The organism is Pedobacter sp. GW821-FHT01D05 (genome assembly GCF_059422505.1).
Window position 1 is genome coordinate 1,074,522 of record NZ_JBWKXA010000001.1, and the last position, 24,523, is coordinate 1,099,044.

Below are 24,523 nucleotides of genomic sequence, written 5' to 3' on the forward strand. Positions count from 1 at the left end.
TCAGTGGTTAAAAAACGCTTTACTCCATAGCCATTGGTGTGGTGTCAGATTTTTCCATCTGACATTGGGATTTATTTCTACTTTGAACTGTCGGATGGAAACATCCAACAGCACTAAAAATTTATCTATATAGATTTCTCCATTTCGCTGTGCTTCAGTCGAAATGACGGGTATGGTAATAGGATAGTTGCACCAAACTTTGCGATCTCTGCGTCTTCCTCCGTGTACTCAGTGGTTAAAAAACGCTTTACTCCATAGCCATTGGTGTGGTGTCAGATGTTTCCATCTGACATTGGGAATTATTTCTACTTTGAACCTTTGGATGGTAACATCCAACAGCACTAAAAATTTATCTATATAGATTTCTCCATTTCGCTGTGCTTCAGTCGAAATGACGGGTATGGTAATAGGATAGTTGCACCAAACTTTGCGATCTCTGCGTCTTCCTCCGTGTACTCAGTGGTTAAAAAACGCTTTACTCCATAGCCATTGGTGTGGTGTCAGATGTTTCCATCTGACATTGGGAATTATTTCTACTTTGAACCTTTGGATGGTAACATCCAACAGCACTAAAAATTTATCTATATAGATTTCTCCATTTCGCTGTGCTTCAGTCGAAATGACGGGTATGGTAATAGGATAGTTGCACCAAACTTTGCGATCTCTGCGTCTTCCTCCGTGTACCCTGTGGTTAAAAAACGCGTTACTCCATTGCCAGCCTCAAAAACCTTTTCACTTCATCATTAATATCTTCTTTAAAGAAAATCCTCAAATGGTGGTTAAATTGATCCGTTCCCGGCACCTGTGCAATCTTAGTGAAGCAGAGATTGTTTTCATGTGGTTGATTGAAAGGAATTACCACATGAATAAAATTTTTACCCAATTGCGTAATATATGCAAAATTGGTTTTTGATTCGATGGTGATCATGGATTTTGTAGGCCTGAGATTTATCGCTCCTAATTCGGTCAATTGCTCAATAAAAAAACGGAACAACCCTAAGGTGTATTCCGTTTTCCCGTTTAAAAAGTCTGATAAATGTTTTTCTTCAGACATCATAACCTTTTAATCTTCCAATAATTTTGTTGCAGCCTCATCGGTAAACCAGGTTAATTTTCCATCAATCGGATCAATTAACTGCGAAGGGTAAGTTGCAACATCTTTTTGCTCATCGCCAATAACATGTTTCAAGGCTTCGGCTTTATTTTCTCCAAAAACCAAAAACGCTACATTATCGGCTTTGTTGATTAACGGTGCTGTAAAACTAATGCGGTAAGTATCCAATTTCTCTACATAAACCGAAGCCACGTTTACTTCTTCATCTTTAACAAGAGTGGTATGAGGGAAAATCGAAGCCGTATGTGCATCATCGCCCATACCCAAAAGGATTAAATCGAAAATTAGATCTTCTCCGTTAAAGTGTTTGTCGATTGCTTTTTTATATTCGATAGCTGCTTTTTCCGGAGCTAAAGTGGTATCAACGTAAAAAATATGATCTTCTTTAATGCCTAGTGGATCTAAAATGGCTTTCTTGGCCATTAGTCCATTGTAGTTATCATCATTGGCAGGAACGTTGCGCTCATCGCCAAAAAAGAAGTATACTTTTTCCCAATCAATTCTGTGCTGGCCTTCTGTAGCCAGAAGATGATAGAGTGCTTTAGGAGAACTGCCGCCAGTTAATACGAAATTAAAGCGGTCGTTTTCTTCGATAGACATTTCTGCAATTTTAATTACATAATCTGCCAGATCCTGATTCAGTTCTTCTAATGTTTTGTATATGAGTAGATTCATTTTATCAATAATAAAGTCGTCATGCTGAATTTATTTTATTAGTGTTTTTTATTGTTTTTAAAAGCCTAATAGCTACTTCGTGGTCAGCATCTATCTCAAATAAGAGCCTGAAATAAATTACCTTCGGTGAGCTCGCTAAGGCTCGGTTCAGGGTGACGACCGGGTAAAAATTATTCCTTATTCTTCAATGGCAAGTTAAACCAGTGGAAACCATCTCTTGCAATAAGTGCTTCAGCTTCTTCTGGTCCCCAGCTATCGGCAGGGTAATTAGGGAAGTTGATTGATTTTTTACTTTCCCATGTATTTAAAATCGGCATCACCAGTTCCCATGCCGCTTCTACCTGATCGCCACGCATAAACAAGGTTTGATCGCCCATCATGGCGTCTAATAATAAGGTTTCGTAAGCCTCAGGGGTATCGCCCTCGTAAGTTCCTTTATAATCGAAAACCATATCGACAGGATTTAATACCATATCCAGTCCAGGTCTTTTGGCCTGTACCTGCATACGGATACTCATTTCAGGTTGTATACTGATTACTAGCCTGTTTTGTTGCCAGTTTTCGGTTACACCTGATGAGAAAATCTGATGTGGCACATCTCTAAACTGAATGGTAATTAAAGATGAAGTTTGGTTTAAGCGTTTTCCTGTTCTTAAATAGAAAGGAATGCCTTGCCATCTCCAGTTATCGATATGGAATTTAACTGCAGCAAAAGTTTCGGTATTGGAGTGTGCATCAACACCTTTTTCCTGACGGTATCCAGGCACTTCCTTACCTTCAACCCAACCTTTACTATATTGACCCCGAACAGTATGAAAACGGATATCTTCGGCAGAAAAAGGGCGCATTGCTCTTAAAACCTCAACTTTACGGTTCCTGATTTCATCGGCATCAAAATTAATTGGTGCTTCCATTCCAACTAAACAAAGCAATTGCAACAGGTGATTCTGGATCATATCTCTTAAAGCACCAGAGCCTTCGTAATAACCTCCACGATCGCCCACACCTAACTGTTCGGTTACTGAAATTTGAACGTGATCGATATAAGACCTGTTCCATAACGGCTCGAACAGTGCATTGGCAAAACGGAAAGCCATCATGTTTTGTACGGTTTCTTTACCTAAGTAATGATCGATGCGATAGATCTGCTTTTCTGTAAAAATAGTGCTTAATAATGTATTTAGCTCTTTTGCAGATTCTAAATCATGGCCGAAAGGTTTTTCGATAACGATACGGCTATTGTCTTCATCTTGCGTAAGTTTATATTTCTGCAAACATTCAGCAATAATCGGGAAGAAATTAGGCGCAACTGCCAGATAGAAAATTACCTGTGTTCCAACTCCAAATTCTTTTTGATATTTTTCAACGGTTGCTTTAAGGTTTTCGAAAGTTTTTGGCTGGGCAAAATCGGTAGGACAGTAGCTCATAGTCTTTGCAAAATCGTCCCATTTCTCTTTTTTTACTTTTCCGCTGCGTGAAAACTGATTTACAGCATCTTCTAAAGCAGCTTTGTAGCTATCGTCGGTAAATTCGGTTCTACCGGTACCAATAACGGCAAACTTATCTGGCATGTAACCCTCAATAAATAAATTATATAGGGCAGGTGCTAATTTTCTTTTGTTTAAATCACCTGTTCCACCAAATATTACAAAAATGGTAGGGTTTAATGCGGTTTTGGTTTTCATTTTATGTTTTTGTTCGTGAATCTAATAGGTTATGATAATTTATTCCAATCAGCATGGAAAACACCATCTTTATCAATACGCTCGAAGGTGTGTGCGCCAAAGAAATCTCTTTGTGCCTGGATTAAGTTAGAAGGCATCCTGGCTGTGGTAATGGTATCGAAATAGGTTAAGGTAGACGCAAATGCAGGGATACCCAAACCAGAATTGATACATGCGCTAATTGTTTTGCGTGTACCAGCTAAAGTACCTTTAATGATGTTCTGGATACCCGCATCGCCAAATAAATGTTCTAAAGCGTTGTTTTTATCATAAGCCTGATAAATATCTTCTAAAAATTTAGCCCTGATGATACAGCCACCACGCCAGATTTTAGCAATTTCCTGTAGCTGTAAATCGTATTGGTATTCTTTTGAAGCCTGAACCAGTAAATGCATGCCCTGTGCATAAGCACTGATCATAGAGAAGTAAAATGCATCTTCCAGTTCATCAATAGTAACAGCAATTTTGGTGTCTTTTTTGCCAAAAGCCTCCTCTAAAGAAACCCTTAGTTTTTTGAATTTAGATAAATCGCGGTTAGAAACAGCCTCATTAATGGTTGGTACAGGTAACTGAAGTTCCATTGAAACCTCTGATGTCCATTTTCCGGTACCTTTTGAACGTGCTTCATCTTTAATCTGATCTAAAAGATCGTTTTGTGTCTCAGTATCTTTAAAAAGAAAGATTTCAGCTGTAATCTCCAATAAGAAAGATTGCAACCTGCCTTCGTTCCATTTTTTGAATACTTTATATATTTCTTCGTTGGTATAACCTAATCCATTTTTAAGGATGCCATAAACCTCGGCAATGAGCTCCATAATGGCATATTCGATTCCGTTGTGTACCATTTTAACAAAGTGGCCAGAAGCACCAGGGCCAATATAGGTTACGCATGGATCGGTTCCAACTTTTGCCGCTACTGCATCAAAAACATCTTTAACAACGTTATAAGCTTGTTTATCGCCACCTGGCATCATACTCGGGCCAAAACGTGCACCTTCTTCACCACCAGAAATGCCCATTCCGAAGAAATGTAAGCCATCTTTCTCCAGTTCATCAACACGGCGGTTGGTATCGGTAAAATGTGAGTTTCCACTATCGATAATAATATCGCCCTTGCTTAAAAGTGGTTTTAGTTCTGCAATAACGCTATCTACAATCGGTCCGGCTGGTACTAATAAGATTAATGTCCGTGGTGTTTGTAAGCTGGAAATAAAGCTTTCAATATCGTCAAAACCTTCTAAGTTGTGTTTCTTGCCCTCTTCTTCAAGTTTCGATATCATTTTTCTGTCTTTATCGTAACCAGTTACAGAGAAGCCTTTATCAGCCATGTTTAATAACAAGTTCCGGCCCATTGTGCCTAAACCGATCATTCCCAATTTATATTTTTTTGAATCGTTATTTGCCATTTTTTATTTTTTCTAATGCACCCAAAATTAGGGTTTACAAATTAATATTGCAGCTATTGTTGTTAAAAGATTGTAATAAAGATTATTATTTTTTAGGCTCAACAGTAAAGATGTTGTACTTGTCGGCCAGTTTCCAGAGTTTTGCACCGCCTTTAATCCCGTCTCTGTTGGTTACAATTTTAATATTGCTTTCCAGTTTAAAGTCTATTTGTTTAGAATTACCACCACCAATATATAAAGTATCATAATTGAAAACTGTTTTATAGATTTCGATTACTTTTTTGAGCCTTTTATTCCAACGTTCTGTTCCAATTTTTTCGAAAGCCTTATTTCCGATATAATCATCATAGTCTTCTTCCTTGCTGATCGGGAAATGGGCGAGTTCTAAATGCGGCAGTAATTCTCCATCGAATAGTAAAGCCGTTCCAAAACCCGTACCTACTGTAAAAACAATTTCAAATCCTTTGCCCTCAACCACACCTAAACCTTGTTGATCGGCATCATTTACCAAACGCACTGATTTACCTAGCGCGTTAGCAACACGCTGGGCAAGATCAACATCTGCCCATTTGTTTTTTGCGAGGTTAGGGGCGGTTTTAACAATTCCGTTTTTAACATAACCTGGAAAACCGATCGATACGCGGTTGTAGCTAACAGGGAAAGGCTTAATCAACGCTATAATTCCGGAAACAATATCCTTTGGAGTAGCTTCTGGCGGGGTTTTGCTTTTCAGATATTCGGTAAGCATATTTCCGCTTTCATCCAAAAGAACCGTTTTAATACTTGTGCCGCCTATATCAATAGATAATATATTGTTGTTTTCAGCTTTTTTATCTGTAGCCATAATTGTGTATTTATAATTTCGAAGTTCTACAAATAAATTAAAACAACAAACATTAAATGAAGATCGAAGTAATTTCGATGTAATAATATATTCTATAAAGTCTATGTATTTAATAGAATATATTTATGTTTGTTCCGTTAAACTAAAAAAGACCACTACAGTTATGACGGTAAACTACCTTGCATTTGCTATTCCAGCATTTTTTATTTTTGTATTTATTGAATTTAAGATCGCCCAGCACCAAAAAAAAGCGAAAATATTTAAATATGAAAGTACAGTTGCAAATTTTAGTGTAGGAATTGCCGAAAGGTTATTGAACTTATTTATTGCAGCAAGTTTTTATCAGGTATACGATTGGGTGTATTTAAACTACGCAATTTTCGATATTTCTACAAAATGGTATGTGTGGATATTATTGCTTTTATCGACAGATCTTGTTTGGTACTGGTACCATAGGCTAGGCCACGAAATTAATTTTTTGTGGGCTGCACATATCGTTCATCACCAGAGCGAAGAATTTAATTTATCAGCGGCTGCAAGGATTACTACCATTCAAGCCATTTTCCGCAATGTGTTTTGGTGTATATTACCCTTAATTGGTTTTCATCCCAATATGATTATTACCATACTTTTGGCTCATGGAGCCTATTCATTTTTTACACATACACAATTAATCGGTAAGCTGGGCTGGCTGGAACATATATTCATCACGCCTTCTTTGCATGGTATTCATCATGCTTCCGACGAAAAATACCTGGATAAAAACTATGGCGATGTTTTTGTATTCTGGGATAAGTTATTCGGTACTTTTCAGGCTGAAGAAGAGGCACCTAAATATGGTTTAACACATCCTATTAAAAGTTATAGTTTCCTTTGGCAACATTTTCACTACTATTTAGAAATAGGAGAGGCGTACAAGCGTGCCAATGGATTTAGGGCTAAATGGAATGCCGTATTTGGGAGTCCAGCATTGATGGATCAAAACATCCGGCCCATTTTAGAAGAGCGTTACTTTCAGAATAAAATACAGCGTGTTGCTAAACCTAAGTTTAAAACCTATTTAAATATACAGTTGATAGCAGTAGTTGTAATGCTTACCGGCACTACCTTATTTTACAGTTTTTTAACCCCATTCAATAAAGGTGCTATACTTATCTTCATCTTGCTTACTTTAATCAATATCGGTGCGCTTTTGGAACAGCGTAGGTGGATCTATTACCTCGAATGTTTCAGGTTCATATTAATTTTTGGCTATTTTTTCTATGCTTTCAACCTGCTTGGTTTTTTAATCTTTCCAGTGATTATCTTAATTGCACTTGAACGGACATTCTCTTTACGTAAACTTTACATGAAGCATGTATTTGAGTACGCAAAGGCAGGTTAGGGGTGTTTCTTTATCTTTCGGTTTTAGCTGATATATAAATGTTACAAGGCGATGTTTCGTTTTGTTGCTCTATTTATTCTCTTGCTGTTATGTCTTGTAATAAAATTATTACGTGACGCTGTCGGGCTGGTGGTTTATTCCATTGGTACCGTATTTTTCTTTATATACTGCAAATAAAGTTATTTTTTGGTTTGTTTAGGTGTAGCTTGGTTATTTCATTCCTCTTACGATCATCCATATTTCTGTCTGTTTAAACATTCAATTAAAAAATATTTCTTGCAGATTTATTTTATTGTTTTTAGTTTCGATTTGTTTTGTTAATTTTAATTAGCGAAATATATAGTAAGTAAAACTAAATAAATCGCAATCTATTTTGGTTGCTTTTCAATACTTAATGTTTGCTTAATATATTTTTAACATAAACAGGCTTACTTTGCCCGCAAATCCGGACAAAATAAATCGCACATATGAACCCTATTACTAACCGGATATACTATAATAATTATGATCGAAAATTTTACTCAACAGATTTCGTGGCATCAATGCGTTCTGCATGTAAAGCAAAGCAGTCCTGATAATCTCCAAAAGAACAGACGGACTTTTTTTAAGGATAAACTAAAACGCTTTAGTTTTTTCGTTTGTGCTGTGCTGATACAATTTTGTATTAACGAAAGTTTTGCACAAACTCCGGCACAAAATATTGTAATTAAAGGTACCGTGCTGGATGACCAGGATGGACAAATATTAATTGGAACAACGATAACGGATAACAATAAGAAGTTTTTGGGCGTAACCAATGAGAAGGGAAATTATACCATCACTATTGCTAAGGGAACTACCGTTTTATACAATATGGTGGGGTATAAAAGCTTAACCAGAACATTTAATAATAACGAAAACAATGTGACTGTTAGGCTTAGCTCATCTAACAGCCAGTTAAACGATGTGGTGGTTACGGCATTAGGCATAAAGCGTGAGGAAAAATCGTTAGGTTATGCAGTTTCTAAATTAGATAGTACGGCCTTTACCAATGCGGTTTCTAGTAACTGGACAGACGCTTTATCGGGCAAAGTTGCAGGTTTAAATTTGGTTAGAAATAGTGGCCCAGCCGGTTCAAATAAAATTATTCTTCGTGGTGAAAATAATTTGACAGGAGATAACGAAGCCTTAATTGTAATTGATGGCGTTGTGGCGAGTAGTTCGGCAAGGCGTACAGGCGGTACAGGAGGCGGTGTTTACGGTACATCAGGAGATATTATGCCTGCCGATTTTGGTAGTGGGTTAAATGATTTAAATCCTGATGATATAGAAAATGTAACCGTATTGAAGGGTCCTGCTGCATCAGCATTGTATGGACAGCGTGGAGCAAATGGGGCTATCATCATCACAACAAAATCTGCCAGTTTAAATAAAAAGAAAGTTAATATCTCTTTTACTTCAAATAGTGCATGGGAAGAAATTAACAAAAGTCCTGATAGGCAAACACAATACGGCGCTGGGGTGTCTGGCAATTCATATTACTCATATGGAGCGAGTGCCGATGGAGCAAACACCAATTCTACAAGTTCTACTTATGGCCCTGAGTTTTCTCCTGGAGCGATGTTTTTTCAATATGACCCTGCAACCAGAGCGCAAGGATTAACCAGAACACCATGGGTGGCAACTCCTGATCCAATTGATGCATTTTTTAAAACCGGTTTCGAATCAACCAATTCATTTGGTATAGATGGTACTTATAAAAAAGTGGGTTTACGCTTCTCTGCAAGCCATGGCAATAATGAATGGATTGTGCCAAATACAGGTTTGGAGCGAACTACTGCTGCATTAAATATTACAAGTAACGTAACTAAAAAACTAAACATTAACGCCAAGGTGCAATATAGCAATAGAAAAAGCGATAATTTACCAGCCACGGGTTATGGTAATCAGTCGTTAATGTATTGGTTTATGTTTGCACAACCAAATATGAATATTGATTGGTATAAAGATTATTGGGCAACAAACTTAGTTTACAGACAGTTTACAAATTTAACTACCACTTTCCCTGAAGGCCCTTATGCTATATCAGAGCAATATTTAAATGGACAAAGACGGAATGGTTGGTTAGGAAACATCCAAGCGACTTATAGATTTACGGATGCATTGAGTTTAATGCTTAGAGCATCGGGAGATTTGAATAATGATGTTCGCGAAACTCTTCGCCCTTGGGATGCTGCAGGTAATAAATTCGCACATGGTTCTTATCGCGTTACGGATATACGATCTTACGAAATAAGTGCCGATTTTTTATTAAAGTATAATAAACAATTAACTAAAGATATTCAGCTTACTGCCAATTTAGGTGGTAGCCAAATGCGTAATCAATACAACAAGCTAGAAAAAAGAGCTGATGGATTAGTTATTCCAAATCTTTATGAGTTAAGCAATAACGAAAATCCTTTAGTTTATGCCCCCGATACGGCACAATACAGGCTCAATAGCTTTTATGCTTTAGCTTCTTTAAGCTTTAAAAACTACCTTTATTTAGATATAACAGCCCGTCAGGATTGGAACAGTACATTAGCAACAATTACCAGAACTGATAATGTTGGTTTTTTCTATCCTTCTGCAAGTTTGGCTTTTGTTGCTTCCGATTTTTGGAAACTACCAAAAGTAATCAGCTTTGCTAAATTAAGAGCCTCTATTGCCAGTGTTGGTAGTGGTGGCACCACGCCTTACAGAACTGCTTATAATTATTTGTACGCAGCAGATGGTATTTACCCTGATAGCGCGATGAATAATCCACGTGTTTTGCCAAATCCCGATTTAAAGCCACTAAAAACGACTACAATTGAGCTTGGTTTAGATTTAAAATTATTTAACAACCGATTAAACTTTGATTTTGCAGCGTATAGCGGAAACACCAAAAATCAGATTTTGAGTCGCATTGTTGATAAGGCCTCCGGTTATAATGTTCAAGTAATAAATGTGGGTAGGGTAGATAATAAAGGCATTGAGCTTGCTATAAATGCTACACCGCTAAAATCTCGTACTTTTAAATGGGAGGTAAATGCAAACTTCTCGGCCAATAGAAATAAAATTAGAGAACTGGCAGATAGTTCAGTTGTGTTACGTACTGGTGCGCTAGGTGGCGGACAAGTGGTTGCCAATGTTGGCGGTAGCATGGGCGATATGTATGGTAGAGGTTATTTACGTTCACCAGATGGGCAAATAGTTTTTAATCCGACCACAGGAGTAGCGCTAGAAAATCCTGATTTGCTGTATTTAGGTAACACAATACCTCAATTTAGGTTTGGTTTTGGCACTAGTATTACTTATAAAAATGTTAGTGTTAGTGCATTGTTTGATGCACAATTAGGCGCAGTTGGGCATTCTTTAACATTTTCTAGAATGGCATCGTTAGGTAAACATAGTATTACCTTGCCAGGAAGATATAATGGCATAGTTGGCGACGGGGTACTTCTAAATCCTGATGGAACGTACCGTAAAAATGATGTGGTAGCCACCGATATGAATGCCTATTACGAATCAATTTATGGTAGTGGGCAAGCAGAAGGAAGTGTATTTAGAACGGATTACTTAAAATTTAGAGAAGCAAATTTAACATACAATTTTGGGCGAAAAGTGCTTAAAAGTATAGGTTTTACTAAATTGAGTCTAGGCGTTTATGGGCGTAACTTATTTATTTGGTCGCCTTGGCCAGCTTTCGATCCCGAGTTTGGAACATTAGCGGGAGGAGATATAGTTCAAGGTTTTGAAACAGGCCAATTGCCTTCAACCAGAACTTTTGGAGCCCGTTTAGTAGTTGGACTTTAATTTTATCAACATGAAAAATTATAAACAAACATTAGCATATACTTTTTTAGCCATTATTGGTTTAACCTTTAATTCTTGTACAAAAGACTTTACCGAAGTTAATACCGATCCTATTGGCAAGAGCACAACAACAGCAAACCAATTATTAGCACCTGCTTTAGTTGGTGTTCTTAACGCAAATATGAGCAGAAATTGGAATTTTAATAACCAGCTAATGCAAGTAACAGTTGAAATTAACGATTCGGAAGGTCGTGTTTTTAGGTACGATGTACGAAGAACACAGGCAGATTATACCTGGAACAATTGGTACTTATTTTTAACTGATTTAAAAGATATTTATACCATTGCCAGCAAGCCAGAATCGCTAAATAAATCATATCAAGGCATATCACTTGTTGCTCAAACTTGGGTATCTCAATTATTAACTGATACTTATGGAGATGTACCTTATAGCGAAGCCAATTTAGGTAAAGAGGGAAACGTACAACCTAAATTTGACAGACAAAAAGATATTTATGCTGATATGTTTGCCAAATTAGAACAAGCTAACCAACTTTTAAAAGAGGGTACGCCAATTAATACCACTGGCGATCCTGTTTTTCAAGGCGATGTTTCAAAATGGAGAAGGTTTTGTAACTCGTTATATTTACGATTATTATTAAGGGCATCGGGCAAAGCCGAAGTTGCGCCAACTATAATTGCCAAAATAAAACAAATTGTTGATGGCAATCCATCAGAATATCCGATAATGCAAAATAATACCCACACGGCTAAAATTTTATGGAACGGAACAAACAGTAGTACCGCAGTTTTTTCATCACCATTTATGGTGAATATTAGAGCTGCTGATTTCAGAGGAATTCCTATTTGCAATTTCTTTTTGGGTAATCTGGTAACATGGGATGACCCCCGTATGAATAGTAATTTAACAGGTAACAATGTTAATCGTTTTTGTATAGATGCTGCACCAAATGGTGGTTTTGTTGGTATTCCAAGTGGTTATGCTCAGGGATCTGGTCTTACGGTTTTATCTCACTTTAATTCTGATGCTGAAAATAAGCCCACCTTACAAACTGATCGTTTTACAGGTATAATTATGAATGCTGCCGAAGTTGATTTTATTTTGGCAGAAGCTGCTGCAAGAGGATGGATTAGTGGCCCAACTGAAAAATATTACTACAAAGGAATGGTTGATGCGATAAATTATTGGTTGCCAAATTACATCAGTACAACAACTGATAGTAGGTTTATTGATTATGTACAGGCAGCCAATTTAGATTGGGATTCAACACTTCCATTGGATAATACCACATCCGGAAATAGTCAGTTAGAAATGATTCATATACAAAAATACTACGCAATGTTTTTGGTGGATTTTCAGCAATGGTTTGAATATCGCCGTACCGGGCATCCTATTCTACCAAAAGGACCCGGTTTGGTTAACAACCAAAAAATGCCAGCAAGGTTAAATTATCCAGTGGTAACACAATCAACAAATCCAACTAGTTATAATAATGCAATAGCTGCACAAGGTGCTGATGACATAAATACCTTAATGTGGTGGCAGAAACCATAATTATTTAAAATTGAGTTAAAAAGTTATGAATAAAATAATAAGAAATATGCTGTTTGCACTAGGGTGTATTGCAGTTATAATAAGTTGTAAAAGAGATACCGATTACGTATTATCAACACCTAGTATGTTTATCCCAAATGTTGATTTACGCAAAATTTATAAAAATACTGAAGTAACGCTTACAACCGAAAATATGCGTGGGGCCAGTATGGTTAAAGGGCAGGTAATTTCTGATCATTCTACCAATAATTTGCCATCGGGTTTGCTCATCATTCAAAATACTAGAATTGTTGGTGGGCTAGATTCATTAAGAGGTATTGCCATAAACATTGGTGCTGATGCTGCAAAATATGTTCCTGGCGATTCTGTTCATGTTAAAATTGAAGGTGGAGTGTTGAAACGTGTTGATGGTACGTTACAAATTATGGGCAAAACTGCTGCTGATGTTACTAAAATTGCTTCAGGTAAAACTTTATATATTTCGAGAGGATATGGCAATCTAATAGCTACTTATCCAGATAGGTACGAATGTACTTTGCTAACTATTTATAAATGCACATTCAATCCAACATTATCTGCTACAGAAACCTTAGCAGGCGATAAAGTTTTAAATGATGGTACAGATGATTTCGGATTCTATACCAATCCAACAGCGTCATTTGCATCTGTAAAGCCACCATATTCTGGTAATTATAAAGGGATAATAATCAATAAAATCGTTAATGATAAAATACTTCCACAACTACGTATAACTAATGCTAATGATATTGGCGCTTTAAGCACTAACATTGATGCTCCTGAATGTGTAATTTCAGGCTTTATAAGTGATGTAAATGGTGGTGATGGCAATAATGAATACGTTCAGCTCAGGGCTACTAAAGATATTAATTTTGCCAGCACGCCTTTTTCTTTAATAGTTTCTAATAATGCTGGAGCATCTGTACCAACGGGTGTACCAGCACAAGGTTGGGCAACTGGCCAGCAGCGTACTTACAAAATAAATCTAACTTCTGGCACTGTAAGCAAAGGCGAATTTTTCTATGTTGGTGGTATAAATAAATTAATTAACGGCGCTAATTCTACATCAATTGCCTCATCAAAATGGATTAGGGCATTAGATTATAATAAGGTGAGCGATCGTTTTAACTCAGCTAGTACAGTTACTGGTAATGCCACCACGGGTTTAATGGCAAATAGTGGTAATGCATTCGGGATGGCAGTATTTAGAGGTATTGAGGTTACCGGAGCTACTGTACCTATCGATGTATTGTGGGTTAGTACTGGCGGGCTATTATATCAATCTGGCGGTGCCCCTAATTATGGTGGAGGTTACAGAATTGGTAATACTGATATTTACGATATCATTAATCCTCAAAATTTAGTTCCTCAACCTTTTTACAGAGCAGGTACAAATACACAATCGTTAACCTATTTAACTGCAGATTTAGGCTATTTCTACCTTTTAGGCGGCGCTTATGATACAAAATTAAATAAATGGGTAAAAGCAAGAACGCAAACTCCGATTCTTTTAACTAAAACCTCAGCACTTAAAGATATTGAGCCTGCTAACGCAACTGAAATAAGATAATAAATTTAAAAATATCTATAAAAATCTTTGTCATCTGCGGAAGAAATTATTTTATATTCTTCCGCAGTAAGTAAAAAATCATTCATAATGAATAGAAGATCCTTTATTCAAAAATCAACCTTATTAACCACAACCTTATTTGTTAGTTTAAAATCGTTTCCATCTTCTTTATTCACTGTTGATGGATTGGTAAGCGGAACGGTAACCAGCAAAGGTAAAGCTATTTCTGGTGTAGTGATTTCTGATGGCTACAGCGTTGTACAGACCGATAGAATGGGTAATTACCAGATCCAACTCCATGAGCTTGCCCGTTTTGTTTGGATCAGCACCCCTTCGGGTTACGAGTTTAAAACAGAAAGTAGCATTGCACGCCACTATTATAAACCAGACACCGCTGGTAAGTTAAACTTCGATCTAAAGCCACTAAAACAAAACGATAACAAACATAACTTTATCATTTGGGCAGATCCTCAGGTGAAGAATAAAAAGGATGTTCAGCAAATGATGGAAACTTCAGTTCCTGACACAAGAGAAGTGGTAAAAACAATGGGGAAAACACCTGTTCATGGCATCGGTGTTGGAGATTTAGTTTGGGATAATTTTGATCTTTTTCCTGCATATGATGAGGCTATTGCTAAAATCGGGATTCCATTTTTCCAGGCATTAGGAAATCATGATCAGGATTACAGGCAGGGAGGTGATGATACTTCTGACCGGACTTTTCAAGCACATTATGGTCCAACTTATTACTCTTTTAACAGAGGTAAAGCGCATTATGTAGTTTTAGATGATGTACGTTATTTGGGCGTAGAAAGAACTTACGACGGATACATCACCCCAACACAGTTAGCATGGCTGGCCAAAGATCTACAGCTGGTGCCCAAAGATGCATTACTGATTATCTGCCTTCATATTCCGGTACATAATGCCGTTAAAAATAAAGATGATTTTTATGCCGTGCTGAAAGATTTCAAAAACGTGCATATCATGTCTGGACATACGCACTTTAATAAAAATGTAATCAAAAACGGCATTTATGAGCATAATCATGGTACTGTTTGCGGCGGATGGTGGACAGGCCCAATTTGTGAAGATGGTACACCACGTGGCTATGGCGTTTATGAAGTAGACGGAACCAATCTGAAATGGTACTACAAATCTACCGGAAGAGATAGGAAAGAACAACTTGATATTTATGTAGATACATTAACCAATCAGAAAAGGTTAATTGCCAACGTTTGGAATTATGATCCTGAATGGACAGTAGAATATTTTCTGGATGGGAAAGCAATGGGTGTATTAGCTCAGCAAGATGGTTATGATCCACTGGCAGTAAAGCTGTATAAAGGCGATAAACTGCCAAATCCGAGGCCGTTTGTAGAGCCAAGATCAACAGATCATTTGTTTTTGGCACATTTCGAACCATCGGTTAAAAAAGTAAAGGTAGTTGCTACCGACCGTTTCGGAGAAAAATTTGAGGCAGAAATTAATGCGTAACTCATGTGCTGTCGGATCCTGTGCTGTCAGATGTTACATCTTACAGATTAATAATTTCAAAAACTAAACTAATTATAGATTAACAGCTTCAGATGGTAACATCTGAAGCCACTATAAAATCCCTTCTAAATATGAAACTGAATACAACAGCAATTTTTATTTTAATATCTGCATTTGCAGTTAAATCATTTAGCCAGGAAGTTAAGTTTCCGGTATTTAGCGCAGAAGCGCATCGAGGTGGGAGAGGTCTGATGCCTGAGAATACCATTGCGGCCATGTTAAATGCCATGAAAATAGAAGGAATTACCACTTTGGAAATGGATACCCACATCTCTAAAGATGGTAAAGTTGTGGTAACACACGATGATTATCTGAGTCCGGCATTTATGCTTACACCAGATGGGAAAGATATTCCTGTAACTGATACCAAAAAATATCCGATCTTCGGAATGAATTACGCTGAAATTAAACAGTTTGATCTAGGTACGAAGTATTACGGATTGTTTCCTCAACAGAAGAAAGAAAAAACATATCTTCCTTTACTTTCCGATCTGATTGATGCCGTTCAGCATGATATCAAGGCCAATAAACGTAAACAGTTTTTTTATAACATCGAAACTAAATGTAGTGTGAGTGGAGATGGGGTCACTAATCCTAAGCCTGAAGAATTTGTTAAACTTTTAATGGATGTGATTTTGAAGAAAAAAATCGCTGATTTTGTGGTGGTTCAATCTTTTGATAAAAGGACAATCCAGCTTATTCATGAAAAGTACCCAAAAATGAAAACCTCTTTTTTGGTGGCCAATAAAAAAACATATGAAGAGAATATCGCCGATTTAGGTTTTAAACCATTTATTTTAAGTCCGGTGTGGCAAATGGTAAACGAAGAACTGGTTAAAAAAGCACATGCTGATGGTGTGAAAATCATTCCCTGGACGGCCAATACCTTAGCCGATATTCAGAAATTAAAAGCCTTAAATGTGGATGGTATTATTTCTGATTATCCGGATATTTTAGTTCAGGCAAAATAGTATTTTAGGTCTTTATAAAATATTATATGAAAGCACTTTTTAACAAGTTATGGTTAACTGCTGTTGTATTTACGCTGAGTTTTACGGCAGCTAGCGCTCAGGTAGTAAAATGGGACAGCACTTACCGCCCTGGGAAATATGTTGAGCTGGTGGCTAAGTTTAAAGCCGATCCAAAATCTAAAACAGATTTCATCTTTTTGGGTAACAGCATTACCGCTGGCACGGATTGGGCTAAGCTTTTAGATCTTCCCCAAGCAAAAAACAGAGGAATTTCAGGCGATATTACCTTTGGCGTTTTAGAGCGTTTACAAGATGTAATTGATGGTAAACCTGCAAAGGTTTTTATCCTGATTGGTATAAACGATATTTCCCGGAATATTCCGGATAGTGTGATCTTAAAAAATTATAAAACAATGATCGCCCGGATCAGAAAGGGATCGAAGAAAACAAAGATTTATTTTAATACACTTTTGCCTGTGAATGCTGCTTTCGAAAAATTTAAAAACCATTATGGCAAAGACGAACATATTCTTTGGTTAAATGATGAAATCAGGAAATTTGCGGCTAAAAATGTAACGGTTATCGATCTGTATCCAAATTTTACCGATCAGGACAAACATTTAAAGGCTGATCTCACCAAGGATGGTTTACACCTTATTCCTGCCGGATATCAGGTTTGGGCCGATTTTCTTAAAAAGTCTGGCTATTTAACTGAGAAATAATATGATTAGAAAGAAGTCAAGTTTCAAAAAACTTGACTTCTTGGGAGAACTACAAAATAAAAACATGCTGTGGCTAGCTTTTGGACTTTGTTAAATAAAAAGGTTTTGGCCAGCTGTCTCCACTTTTCCTTTATCGATATTTTTTAAGCCAGGTACACTGCCTAGCTTTTTTGTTTTAGTATATTGAAGGATATATCTTTCGGTTTCTAGATTCTCGTCGCCATTAAAAATGATGCCTTTAATCGGGATTTCGTACTGTTTAAGCAGGTTGATTGATAAAAGGGTGTGATTAATACTGCCTAAATAATTTTGTGAAACCAGTATCACTTCAACATTCAACTTTTTGATCAGATCGATAATCAGTTCTTTTTCGTTTAAGGGTACCATTAAACCGCCAGCACCTTCAATAATCAGATTGTTATCCGTTAAAGGCATGTGGATTTTGTTCAGATCAATCTCAATGCCATCCAATCTTGCAGATAAATGCGGTGATAGGGGTTGTGTTAGCCTATAGCTTTCTGGGTGGATAACCGTTTGCGTATTGCTTATTAAATTACCTAATGTTATGCTATCGCTGGTATCTAAATCTCCCGATTGGATTGGTTTCCAATAATCTGCTTTTAGTTTTTCTGTTAAAATGGCACTGATTAATGTTTTTCCGATGCCCGTTCCAATGCCTGTGATAAAATATTTAGCCATTTAATTCAATTCTTTAAGATGATTAACCAACGAAATAATTTCCTCGTCGGTATTAAAGTTGTGAAGACAGATTCTCAGCCTTTCTTTGCCCAAAGCAACTGTTGGGCTTAATATTGCCCGTACATCAAAACCTTTACTTTGCAATGTGGTAGCGGCCAGTTTAGTCGCTTCATTTGATGAAAACAAAATGCCCTGAATAGCACTTTCGCTATCAAGTGCATTAATGTTTTGCGCTTTTAACATTTTTCTAAACAATGCAATTTTTTGATGAATCAGCTGATGATCAATATTCTTTAAATGTTGGTATGCCGATCTAACTGCAACTATATTATGAATGGGAGCAGCCGTGGTGTAAATGAACGATCTTGCAAAATTGATCAGGTAATGGCGCAAGTTTTTACTTCCTAAAATGATGGCTCCGTGTACGCCCAAGGCTTTTCCAAAGGTTACAATTCGTGCAAATACCTTACTGGTTAGATTAAGCTGGTTGATCAATCCGCGGCCGTTTGCGCCAAAAACTCCGGTAGCATGAGCTTCATCTACAATCAGGCTGGCCTGGTAACGCTCGCAAAGATTTGCGATCTCCATTAATGGTGCAATATCTCCATCCATAGAATAAATGCTTTCTACCACTACAAAAATATTTCCTTTCGCCAGTTTCAGTTTGATTTCTAGATCGTTTATTTTGTTATGAAGAAATTTATAACGCGTAGCATGGCTTAACCTACAGCCATCTATAATGCTGGCGTGAATCAATTCGTCAGTAATAATGGTGTCGCCGCGTTGTGGGATGCTTGATAATAGCCCTATATTGGCATCATACCCAGAATTAAAGATCAATCCACTTTCAGCCAGGTGAAAATCGGCAATAAACTGTTCGGTTTCTTCAGTGAATGCAGTATTTCCGCTTAATAGTCGCGAGCCGCCGGCTCCGTTCAGGTAATTGGGGAGTGTGGCTATGGTACTGTTTATCTGTTTTTTTAATTCACTAGATCTGGCAAAACCTAAATAATCATTAGAACAAAAATCGAAAGGAGGGATGTTAATCGATAAATTCCTGATCGAAAGGTTATCTTTTCGTTCCTGAAGTTTGCCGTTAAGAAACTGTTCAATTTTGCTCATCGCTCAAAAGTAAAAAAAGCGCCCCGAATAATCGGAACGCTTTCAAAAATATAATTAATTAATATTTGAGCTATTTATCCTTGTGCAGGAGGATTAGAAACTACAGGTGCTTTGTCTTTTTTACCTCTACCACCCATTCCTTTTCTCATTTTCTCACCTTTTTCTTTGGCTTCGGCACGGAAAGCATCCATTTTGGTTTTTTGTTCAGCAGTTAGAATGCCGTCTATTTTAGCTTTTTGCTCATCAATAGCGGCTTTACGTTCTTTTATTTTGCCTTTCATATCGCCTTGGTCAGCAGATCTCCAGGCCTCCATTTTCTTTGCATTTTCCAATTCAATAGCATAAATTTTGGTTTTTTGATCAGCGGTTAGGCTTAGCTGTTTTTCTAATCTGGCAGTTACCTTTTCTGCTCTTTGCTCGGCAGTCATTTTAGGCATTGTCCGCCTTACTCTCTTTGTACTGTCTTGAGCAAATGCAGCGGTTAATCCCATTACTGCAATTGCTATTGTTAAAATTACCTTTTTCATGTTCTGTTTTTTTATGTGTTTGTTAAAACAATAGATACATAAAAACGCAAACGGTTTAATCGGGCTTTGTTAAAAATTGTTAATTTTTATTTAACTGAGAGATAGATTTCTGCATCTGCGCCATCATCTGTGTCAAGGTTTCCATTGTTGGGTCTGGTGCAGGTTCTGGTAGCGAGGTAGATATATATGCCTTGGCTTTCCAGATTTCCAGAATGTCGTCGGCAGCAATTGTATAGGCATCATATACCTTATTATCTGATATTAGCTTTAAATCTTTATTCTCTCTGAAACGGTTACCTGCTCTTTTATATACTACACCTTCATTTTTACTAATTACGATGTAAGTTTCGCCGGTTTTTACTTCGTTCCAGTTATCCAGGTATTCACCGATAATCACACTGCCTGGTTGCACGGGCAACATACTATCGCCCATAATTTCAAAAGCCCTAAAGGTACCTTGTCTTAATGCCGCTAATGGAAGTTGAAATTTCGGCAGGTCGCTAATGTATTGAGGATCAGAAAAACCGTTCAAATAACCAGCACTCGCTTTAACCGGAACCAATTCGATGTTTTCGCGGTCGTTCTGGTCAACAGAAATACTCAGTACCCTTAGGTTAGACCCCTGGCTTTTTGGCTTCGGTTTCCAGCTGTCAGATATTTTCTCATTGATGAATTCATCGATGGTCAGATCAAAGTATTCGGCTATTTTTTTTAGTAAATCATATTTAGGCTCTGCCCGGTCTTCCTCGTAAGCCCCGATGAGCGATCTCTTGATTTCCATAATATCAGCGAAATTTTGCTGTGTATGGCCTTTTTTCTTCCTGAGGTACTTTAAATTATTTGAAATATTTGACATAAAAATAAATTTTAAAATAAATTTGGAATTACTAAAATAGTTAGTAATTTTATGCTCATAAAGTTAGTAATATTATTTTGAATTGCAAGAGGGTATACTAAATAGTTTAGTTTTAATTTTTAAACATAAGATCATGAAAAAGTTTGTTTATATCGTTACCGACAGAAATCGTACAAGTATGCACGTGGGCATGAGCTCTGATTTAATGAAGACACTGGATTTCTACAAACAGATGCCAAACTTATTTTTTGATAATGGGCAACAATTAACCCGCCTTGTTTATTTTGAAGAGTTTAAAACAGAAGCTCAAGCTTTGCTTCGTTTTAAATCAATTAGTCGGTTTACACGCATGCAAAAAGAACGTTTGGTAAGATCATGTAATCCAGATTGGATTGATTTAACTATAGGGCTCGATTTCGAAAATATTCTTTTACATCGGAATATAAGCAATCAGGTTAAACTATCATTTACGAGTTTATCTTAGTCAATGCTAAGATTTAAAATTTTCATAATTGAATTAAAGATCATGCTTAATAAATCTACCTATAAAAAAAATGCTTGAATGATAAGGATCACCTGTATCCAATCATTCAAGCACTAGCTAGTTTTCTTATTTGTTAATTTATTTATTTCTCATTCAATTTTTTTACCATCCCGGTGCAAATGTTAAACCAAATACTCCAGTTTTAACATCTTTCCTTTGGAAAGGAATTGCATAATAAGGTTCCAATACAAAATAGCCAAAAACGTTAACCCGTACCGATATACCAACACTCATTGCCGGTACACGTTCCGTTGTAGATTGATAGGTAACTGGATTTCCCTTATCATCTTTAACTGGAACACCATTGTTATCTAATACAGGTTCTGTAGTGTAAGTCGGCTCACTTTTAAACTTTACTTTGGTATCGTTTGTCCAGGCTAAACCTGCATCAAAGAATAAATTCAGATCAGAGAATAAAAATTTAGAAGGTATTGCAGCTAACTTTTTCGGCCCTGTAAAAGGTAAACGTACTTCGAAGTTAAAAACGGCTATTTTACTTCCTGTTAACTGGTTAATATCGAAAGATTCTGACGATTGAGCAGAGGTACTTTTGTAAATTGAGTTTGATTCATAACCTCTAATTAAATAAGGATAACCCAGATACATTGGATAAAGTCTATCTGCATCTTTACCGATTCTTAAAGTATTGTAACTTCTTACGGCAAAAGTTACAGGCTTAGCTCTCCAATATTTACGAAGATCGGCAGTTACACCAGCAAAATTATAGGAGCCAAAATACTTTTCCCCACTTACGCGGTATCTAAAACCATCAAGCGGACCAGTAAGGCCAAAAATAGAATTATCACCAACAAAACCAGCGTTTAACTGATAAAGTGTAAAAGAATTAAACGGAATGCCGTAGTCCTGAGAAGCAACATCGTTAGAAATCCTGCTTTTGTCTGAACCAATATAGTAACCCGCCGAATTGTAATAGTTGCTATATCGATCAACTCTATAACTATAATGTGAAAATGCGCCGCCCAATTCAAATCTGTGTATTTTACTAAACGGATAAGCCCCAAAAACCTGTATCTGATCCTCGAAAGTTCTAATAATATCCGTTCTGTCTGCTAAGGCATTAACAGTTTGATTATCACCTACAGGGATATTTTCGTATCCATAAGACCTAAACCCTGATACATAAGGGATATGGGAAACAGCTGCACCCCAATTGATCCTGCTTTTCTGATTGATATAACCAACCAAGCCGCCAAAATCATAAATTTCTCCATTTACGGATAGGTTTGCGATGATTTGATTGGTGCCTAATATATCGCTAAACATACCCACAATACCTCCCGAAACACCAGTTCCGAAACGGCTGGTAGAAACACCAACACCACTATTGGCTAAATAATCTAACCTGAATTTCGGTTTGTAGGGCACAGTCGTCATCGAATCGGCTATGGTTTTTTCGAAACGGTCAAAATTATTTAAATTAGAATTGATGATGTTTACACCTATGTTTTCCATTGGAGGAAGAATAGCTGCATCAAAATTTTCCTCCTGATTACCAATTCGTTTCGCTTTAAAGCTGCTTAACTTGGCATTGTACAAAGTATAGCGTTGGTAGCGATAATAGCTGTACACTATATCATCAGTTGTAGAAACCGAAATTGCAGGCGAAAATTCGGTAATCCCGCTAATTCCTGTGAAATAATCAGTTAACTGATCTACTGTATTATCTGCGAAATTGTATTTATATAAATTCCTAAATCCATCTCTGTTAGATAGGAAATAGATATTTTGACTATTTGAAGAGAACTGTGCATTTAGATTATTTGCTCCTGGAAAAACATTTAAATTGCTCACCGTTTTTGAAGCGATATCGTAAACAGCCAGGTTTATAGGCAGTACCGCATTAACTACATTCGCCTGAATTGCTGCTCTATCTGATGAAAATACCAATTTTTTACCATCGGGAGAGTAACTGGGTGCATAATCAGAATATACATCGTTAGTAATTTGAGTAATTGTTTTGGTGTCTAAGTTGTAAGAGAAGATATCGCTCTGTCCTTCGACCATGCCCGAAAAAGCCACATCTTTTCCATTTGGCGACCAGGTTAAATTACCGAATTGCTGCACCTGATCCATCGCTGTTTGAGAAACTGTGGTTCCGTTTGAAACATTGATAATCATCATCTGGTTTTTGCCATGGCTGAAGATACTGAAAGCAAACTGTTTACTGTCCGGCGACCATGCTCCAGCTGACTCTATAAAGTTAAAATCATCGATATGGCCATTAGAGATCTGGCTGCTCAGCTTCCTGATAATTCTTCCGGTTTTGGCATCTGCAAGAAATAAATCAATACCAAAAAGGTCTTTTTCAGACATGAAAGCCAAATATTTTCCATCTGGACTAAGGGCAGGGGCAACGTTCATATTGCCTGCGTTTTTATTGTCGATGATTTTTGTACCCGTAATTTTGATCTGCGAACTATCTGCTTTTAACATTGGTTTATAATGCGCATCGATCGAATTTTTCCATAAACCCGACAATGTTTTGTCATCATAGCCAAAAGTATACCTGATGGCGTTTTCATAACCATATTTTGCAGTATTCTTAAACAAGGGAACGATAGTGGTATCGCCGTACTGAGAACCTATGTAAGTCCAAAATGCCTGACCATAGCGGTAAGGGAAATATTTGTTAGAGTTGGTCAAATCTTTCAGCGAAGGGATATCACGGTTCAACATGGCATCGCGCATCCACATGGAAGTAAATGCATCCTTTTTTCCGATCGACAAATATTCAGCCATACCTTCAACCATCCATAATGGTGTTTGCCCAACATTTTCTAAGCTAATCGAATCTTTTTCGAGCAAAAGATGGTATTGAAAAGCGTGAACAAGCTCGTGACCTAAAACATGCCTTGTTTGGCTATTTAGCTCCATAACAGGCATAATCACCCTGTTTTTTAGTGCCTCTGTAACTCCACCGGTACCAATTCCAATTTCTCCGTTAAGTGCTGTTGTTTGTTGGAAATCAGGATGGTTATTATACAGTATAATAGGGTTTTTCTTTAAAAAAGTATCTCTAAAAACTTCCTGATGCATTTTGTACCAGGTTTCGGCATCTTGCGAAAACCGTTTTAAAAGTTTCTCGTTTTTGATGTAGTAGTAAATCTCGAAATGGGGTGTTTGCAAAACTTTAAAGTCGAGTTTTTTATACCTTACCTTGTTTTGTCCGAAGTATTGGGCCTTAACAGAAAAAGAAAGAATAAGCAGAAGCAATAAAGAAGAATATCGCCTTAATAAAGTAGAGCCTATTTTCATATATGTAGTTTTAGTAATGAAGTTCAATAATTTATGAAAATGAAATTGTATGAGATTTGGGAAATAAAAATAGCAATTGTTTAAAACAGTATTAAAATTTTAACACTTTTTAAAAATTTTTC

At 36.9% G+C, this 24,523-nt stretch carries 18 protein-coding genes; 8 read left to right on the forward strand and 10 right to left on the reverse strand.

The window, feature by feature from the left end; genetic code table 11:
• Positions 1-703: 703 nt before the first annotated feature.
• From AC07VK_RS04330 to AC07VK_RS04350, 5 genes are all read right to left on the reverse strand, one after another.
• A complete protein-coding gene (locus AC07VK_RS04330; RefSeq protein WP_492958603.1) occupies positions 704-1,057 on the reverse strand; it encodes a DUF5655 domain-containing protein in 354 nt (117 codons plus the stop codon).
• Between the two features lie 6 nt (positions 1,058-1,063).
• Positions 1,064-1,789 (reverse strand): 6-phosphogluconolactonase, encoded by a 726-nt coding sequence (gene pgl, locus AC07VK_RS04335; protein WP_492953434.1) that lies wholly within the window; start codon positions 1,787-1,789, stop codon positions 1,064-1,066.
• Positions 1,790-1,959: 170 nt separating this feature from the next.
• Positions 1,960-3,474 (reverse strand): glucose-6-phosphate dehydrogenase, encoded by a 1,515-nt coding sequence (gene zwf, locus AC07VK_RS04340; protein ID WP_057935068.1) that lies wholly within the window; start codon positions 3,472-3,474, stop codon positions 1,960-1,962.
• Positions 3,475-3,503: 29 nt separating this feature from the next.
• The gene (gene gnd, locus AC07VK_RS04345) at positions 3,504-4,919 is read right to left on the reverse strand and encodes an NADP-dependent phosphogluconate dehydrogenase (protein WP_057935067.1); all 1,416 of its coding nucleotides are present in this window, start codon (positions 4,917-4,919) and stop codon (positions 3,504-3,506) included.
• Between the two features lie 85 nt (positions 4,920-5,004).
• On the reverse strand, positions 5,005-5,763 hold the full coding sequence (locus AC07VK_RS04350; RefSeq protein ID WP_492953435.1) for an ROK family protein: 759 nt from the start codon (positions 5,761-5,763) through the stop codon (positions 5,005-5,007).
• 163 nt (positions 5,764-5,926) lie between these two features.
• Between AC07VK_RS04350 and AC07VK_RS04355 the strand changes: the two genes are divergently transcribed.
• From AC07VK_RS04355 to AC07VK_RS04385, 7 genes are all read left to right on the forward strand, one after another.
• Complete coding sequence (locus AC07VK_RS04355) at positions 5,927-7,147, forward strand: sterol desaturase family protein (protein WP_492958605.1); 1,221 nt, start codon at positions 5,927-5,929, stop codon at positions 7,145-7,147.
• Positions 7,148-7,651: 504 nt separating this feature from the next.
• Positions 7,652-10,963, forward strand: coding sequence for a SusC/RagA family TonB-linked outer membrane protein (locus tag AC07VK_RS04360; protein ID WP_492958607.1), 3,312 nt, complete (start codon positions 7,652-7,654; stop codon positions 10,961-10,963).
• Positions 10,964-10,973: 10 nt separating this feature from the next.
• Positions 10,974-12,539 (forward strand): SusD/RagB family nutrient-binding outer membrane lipoprotein, encoded by a 1,566-nt coding sequence (locus tag AC07VK_RS04365; protein ID WP_492953438.1) that lies wholly within the window; start codon positions 10,974-10,976, stop codon positions 12,537-12,539.
• 25 nt (positions 12,540-12,564) lie between these two features.
• The gene (locus AC07VK_RS04370) at positions 12,565-14,127 is read left to right on the forward strand and encodes a DUF5689 domain-containing protein (protein ID WP_492958609.1); all 1,563 of its coding nucleotides are present in this window, start codon (positions 12,565-12,567) and stop codon (positions 14,125-14,127) included.
• An 87-nt stretch (positions 14,128-14,214) separates the two neighbouring features.
• On the forward strand, positions 14,215-15,624 hold the full coding sequence (locus tag AC07VK_RS04375; RefSeq protein ID WP_492958611.1) for a calcineurin-like phosphoesterase C-terminal domain-containing protein: 1,410 nt from the start codon (positions 14,215-14,217) through the stop codon (positions 15,622-15,624).
• Positions 15,625-15,755: 131 nt separating this feature from the next.
• A complete protein-coding gene (locus AC07VK_RS04380) occupies positions 15,756-16,655 on the forward strand; it encodes a glycerophosphodiester phosphodiesterase family protein (protein WP_492958613.1) in 900 nt (299 codons plus the stop codon).
• A 26-nt stretch (positions 16,656-16,681) separates the two neighbouring features.
• Positions 16,682-17,377, forward strand: coding sequence for a GDSL-type esterase/lipase family protein (locus AC07VK_RS04385; RefSeq protein WP_492958615.1), 696 nt, complete (start codon positions 16,682-16,684; stop codon positions 17,375-17,377).
• A 90-nt stretch (positions 17,378-17,467) separates the two neighbouring features.
• Here AC07VK_RS04385 and bioD read toward each other — a convergent pair whose 3' ends face one another.
• From bioD to AC07VK_RS04405, 4 genes are all read right to left on the reverse strand, one after another.
• Complete coding sequence (gene bioD / locus AC07VK_RS04390) at positions 17,468-18,076, reverse strand: dethiobiotin synthase (RefSeq protein ID WP_492958617.1); 609 nt, start codon at positions 18,074-18,076, stop codon at positions 17,468-17,470.
• Positions 18,077-19,198, reverse strand: a complete 1,122-nt coding sequence (locus AC07VK_RS04395; protein ID WP_492958619.1) for an aminotransferase class I/II-fold pyridoxal phosphate-dependent enzyme — start codon at positions 19,196-19,198, stop codon at positions 18,077-18,079.
• Positions 19,199-19,272: 74 nt separating this feature from the next.
• A complete protein-coding gene (locus AC07VK_RS04400) occupies positions 19,273-19,725 on the reverse strand; it encodes a DUF4890 domain-containing protein (RefSeq protein ID WP_492958621.1) in 453 nt (150 codons plus the stop codon).
• A 79-nt stretch (positions 19,726-19,804) separates the two neighbouring features.
• The gene (locus AC07VK_RS04405) at positions 19,805-20,581 is read right to left on the reverse strand and encodes an XRE family transcriptional regulator (protein ID WP_086546492.1); all 777 of its coding nucleotides are present in this window, start codon (positions 20,579-20,581) and stop codon (positions 19,805-19,807) included.
• Positions 20,582-20,714: 133 nt separating this feature from the next.
• Here AC07VK_RS04405 and AC07VK_RS04410 point away from each other — a divergent pair, with 133 nt between their 5' ends.
• On the forward strand, positions 20,715-21,065 hold the full coding sequence (locus tag AC07VK_RS04410; RefSeq protein ID WP_029275228.1) for a GIY-YIG nuclease family protein: 351 nt from the start codon (positions 20,715-20,717) through the stop codon (positions 21,063-21,065).
• Positions 21,066-21,227: 162 nt separating this feature from the next.
• On the opposite strand, the gene AC07VK_RS04415 is transcribed toward AC07VK_RS04410, so the two are convergent.
• Positions 21,228-24,401, reverse strand: a complete 3,174-nt coding sequence (locus AC07VK_RS04415; RefSeq protein ID WP_492958623.1) for a peptidase MA family metallohydrolase — start codon at positions 24,399-24,401, stop codon at positions 21,228-21,230.
• Between the last annotated feature and the right edge of the window lie 122 nt (positions 24,402-24,523).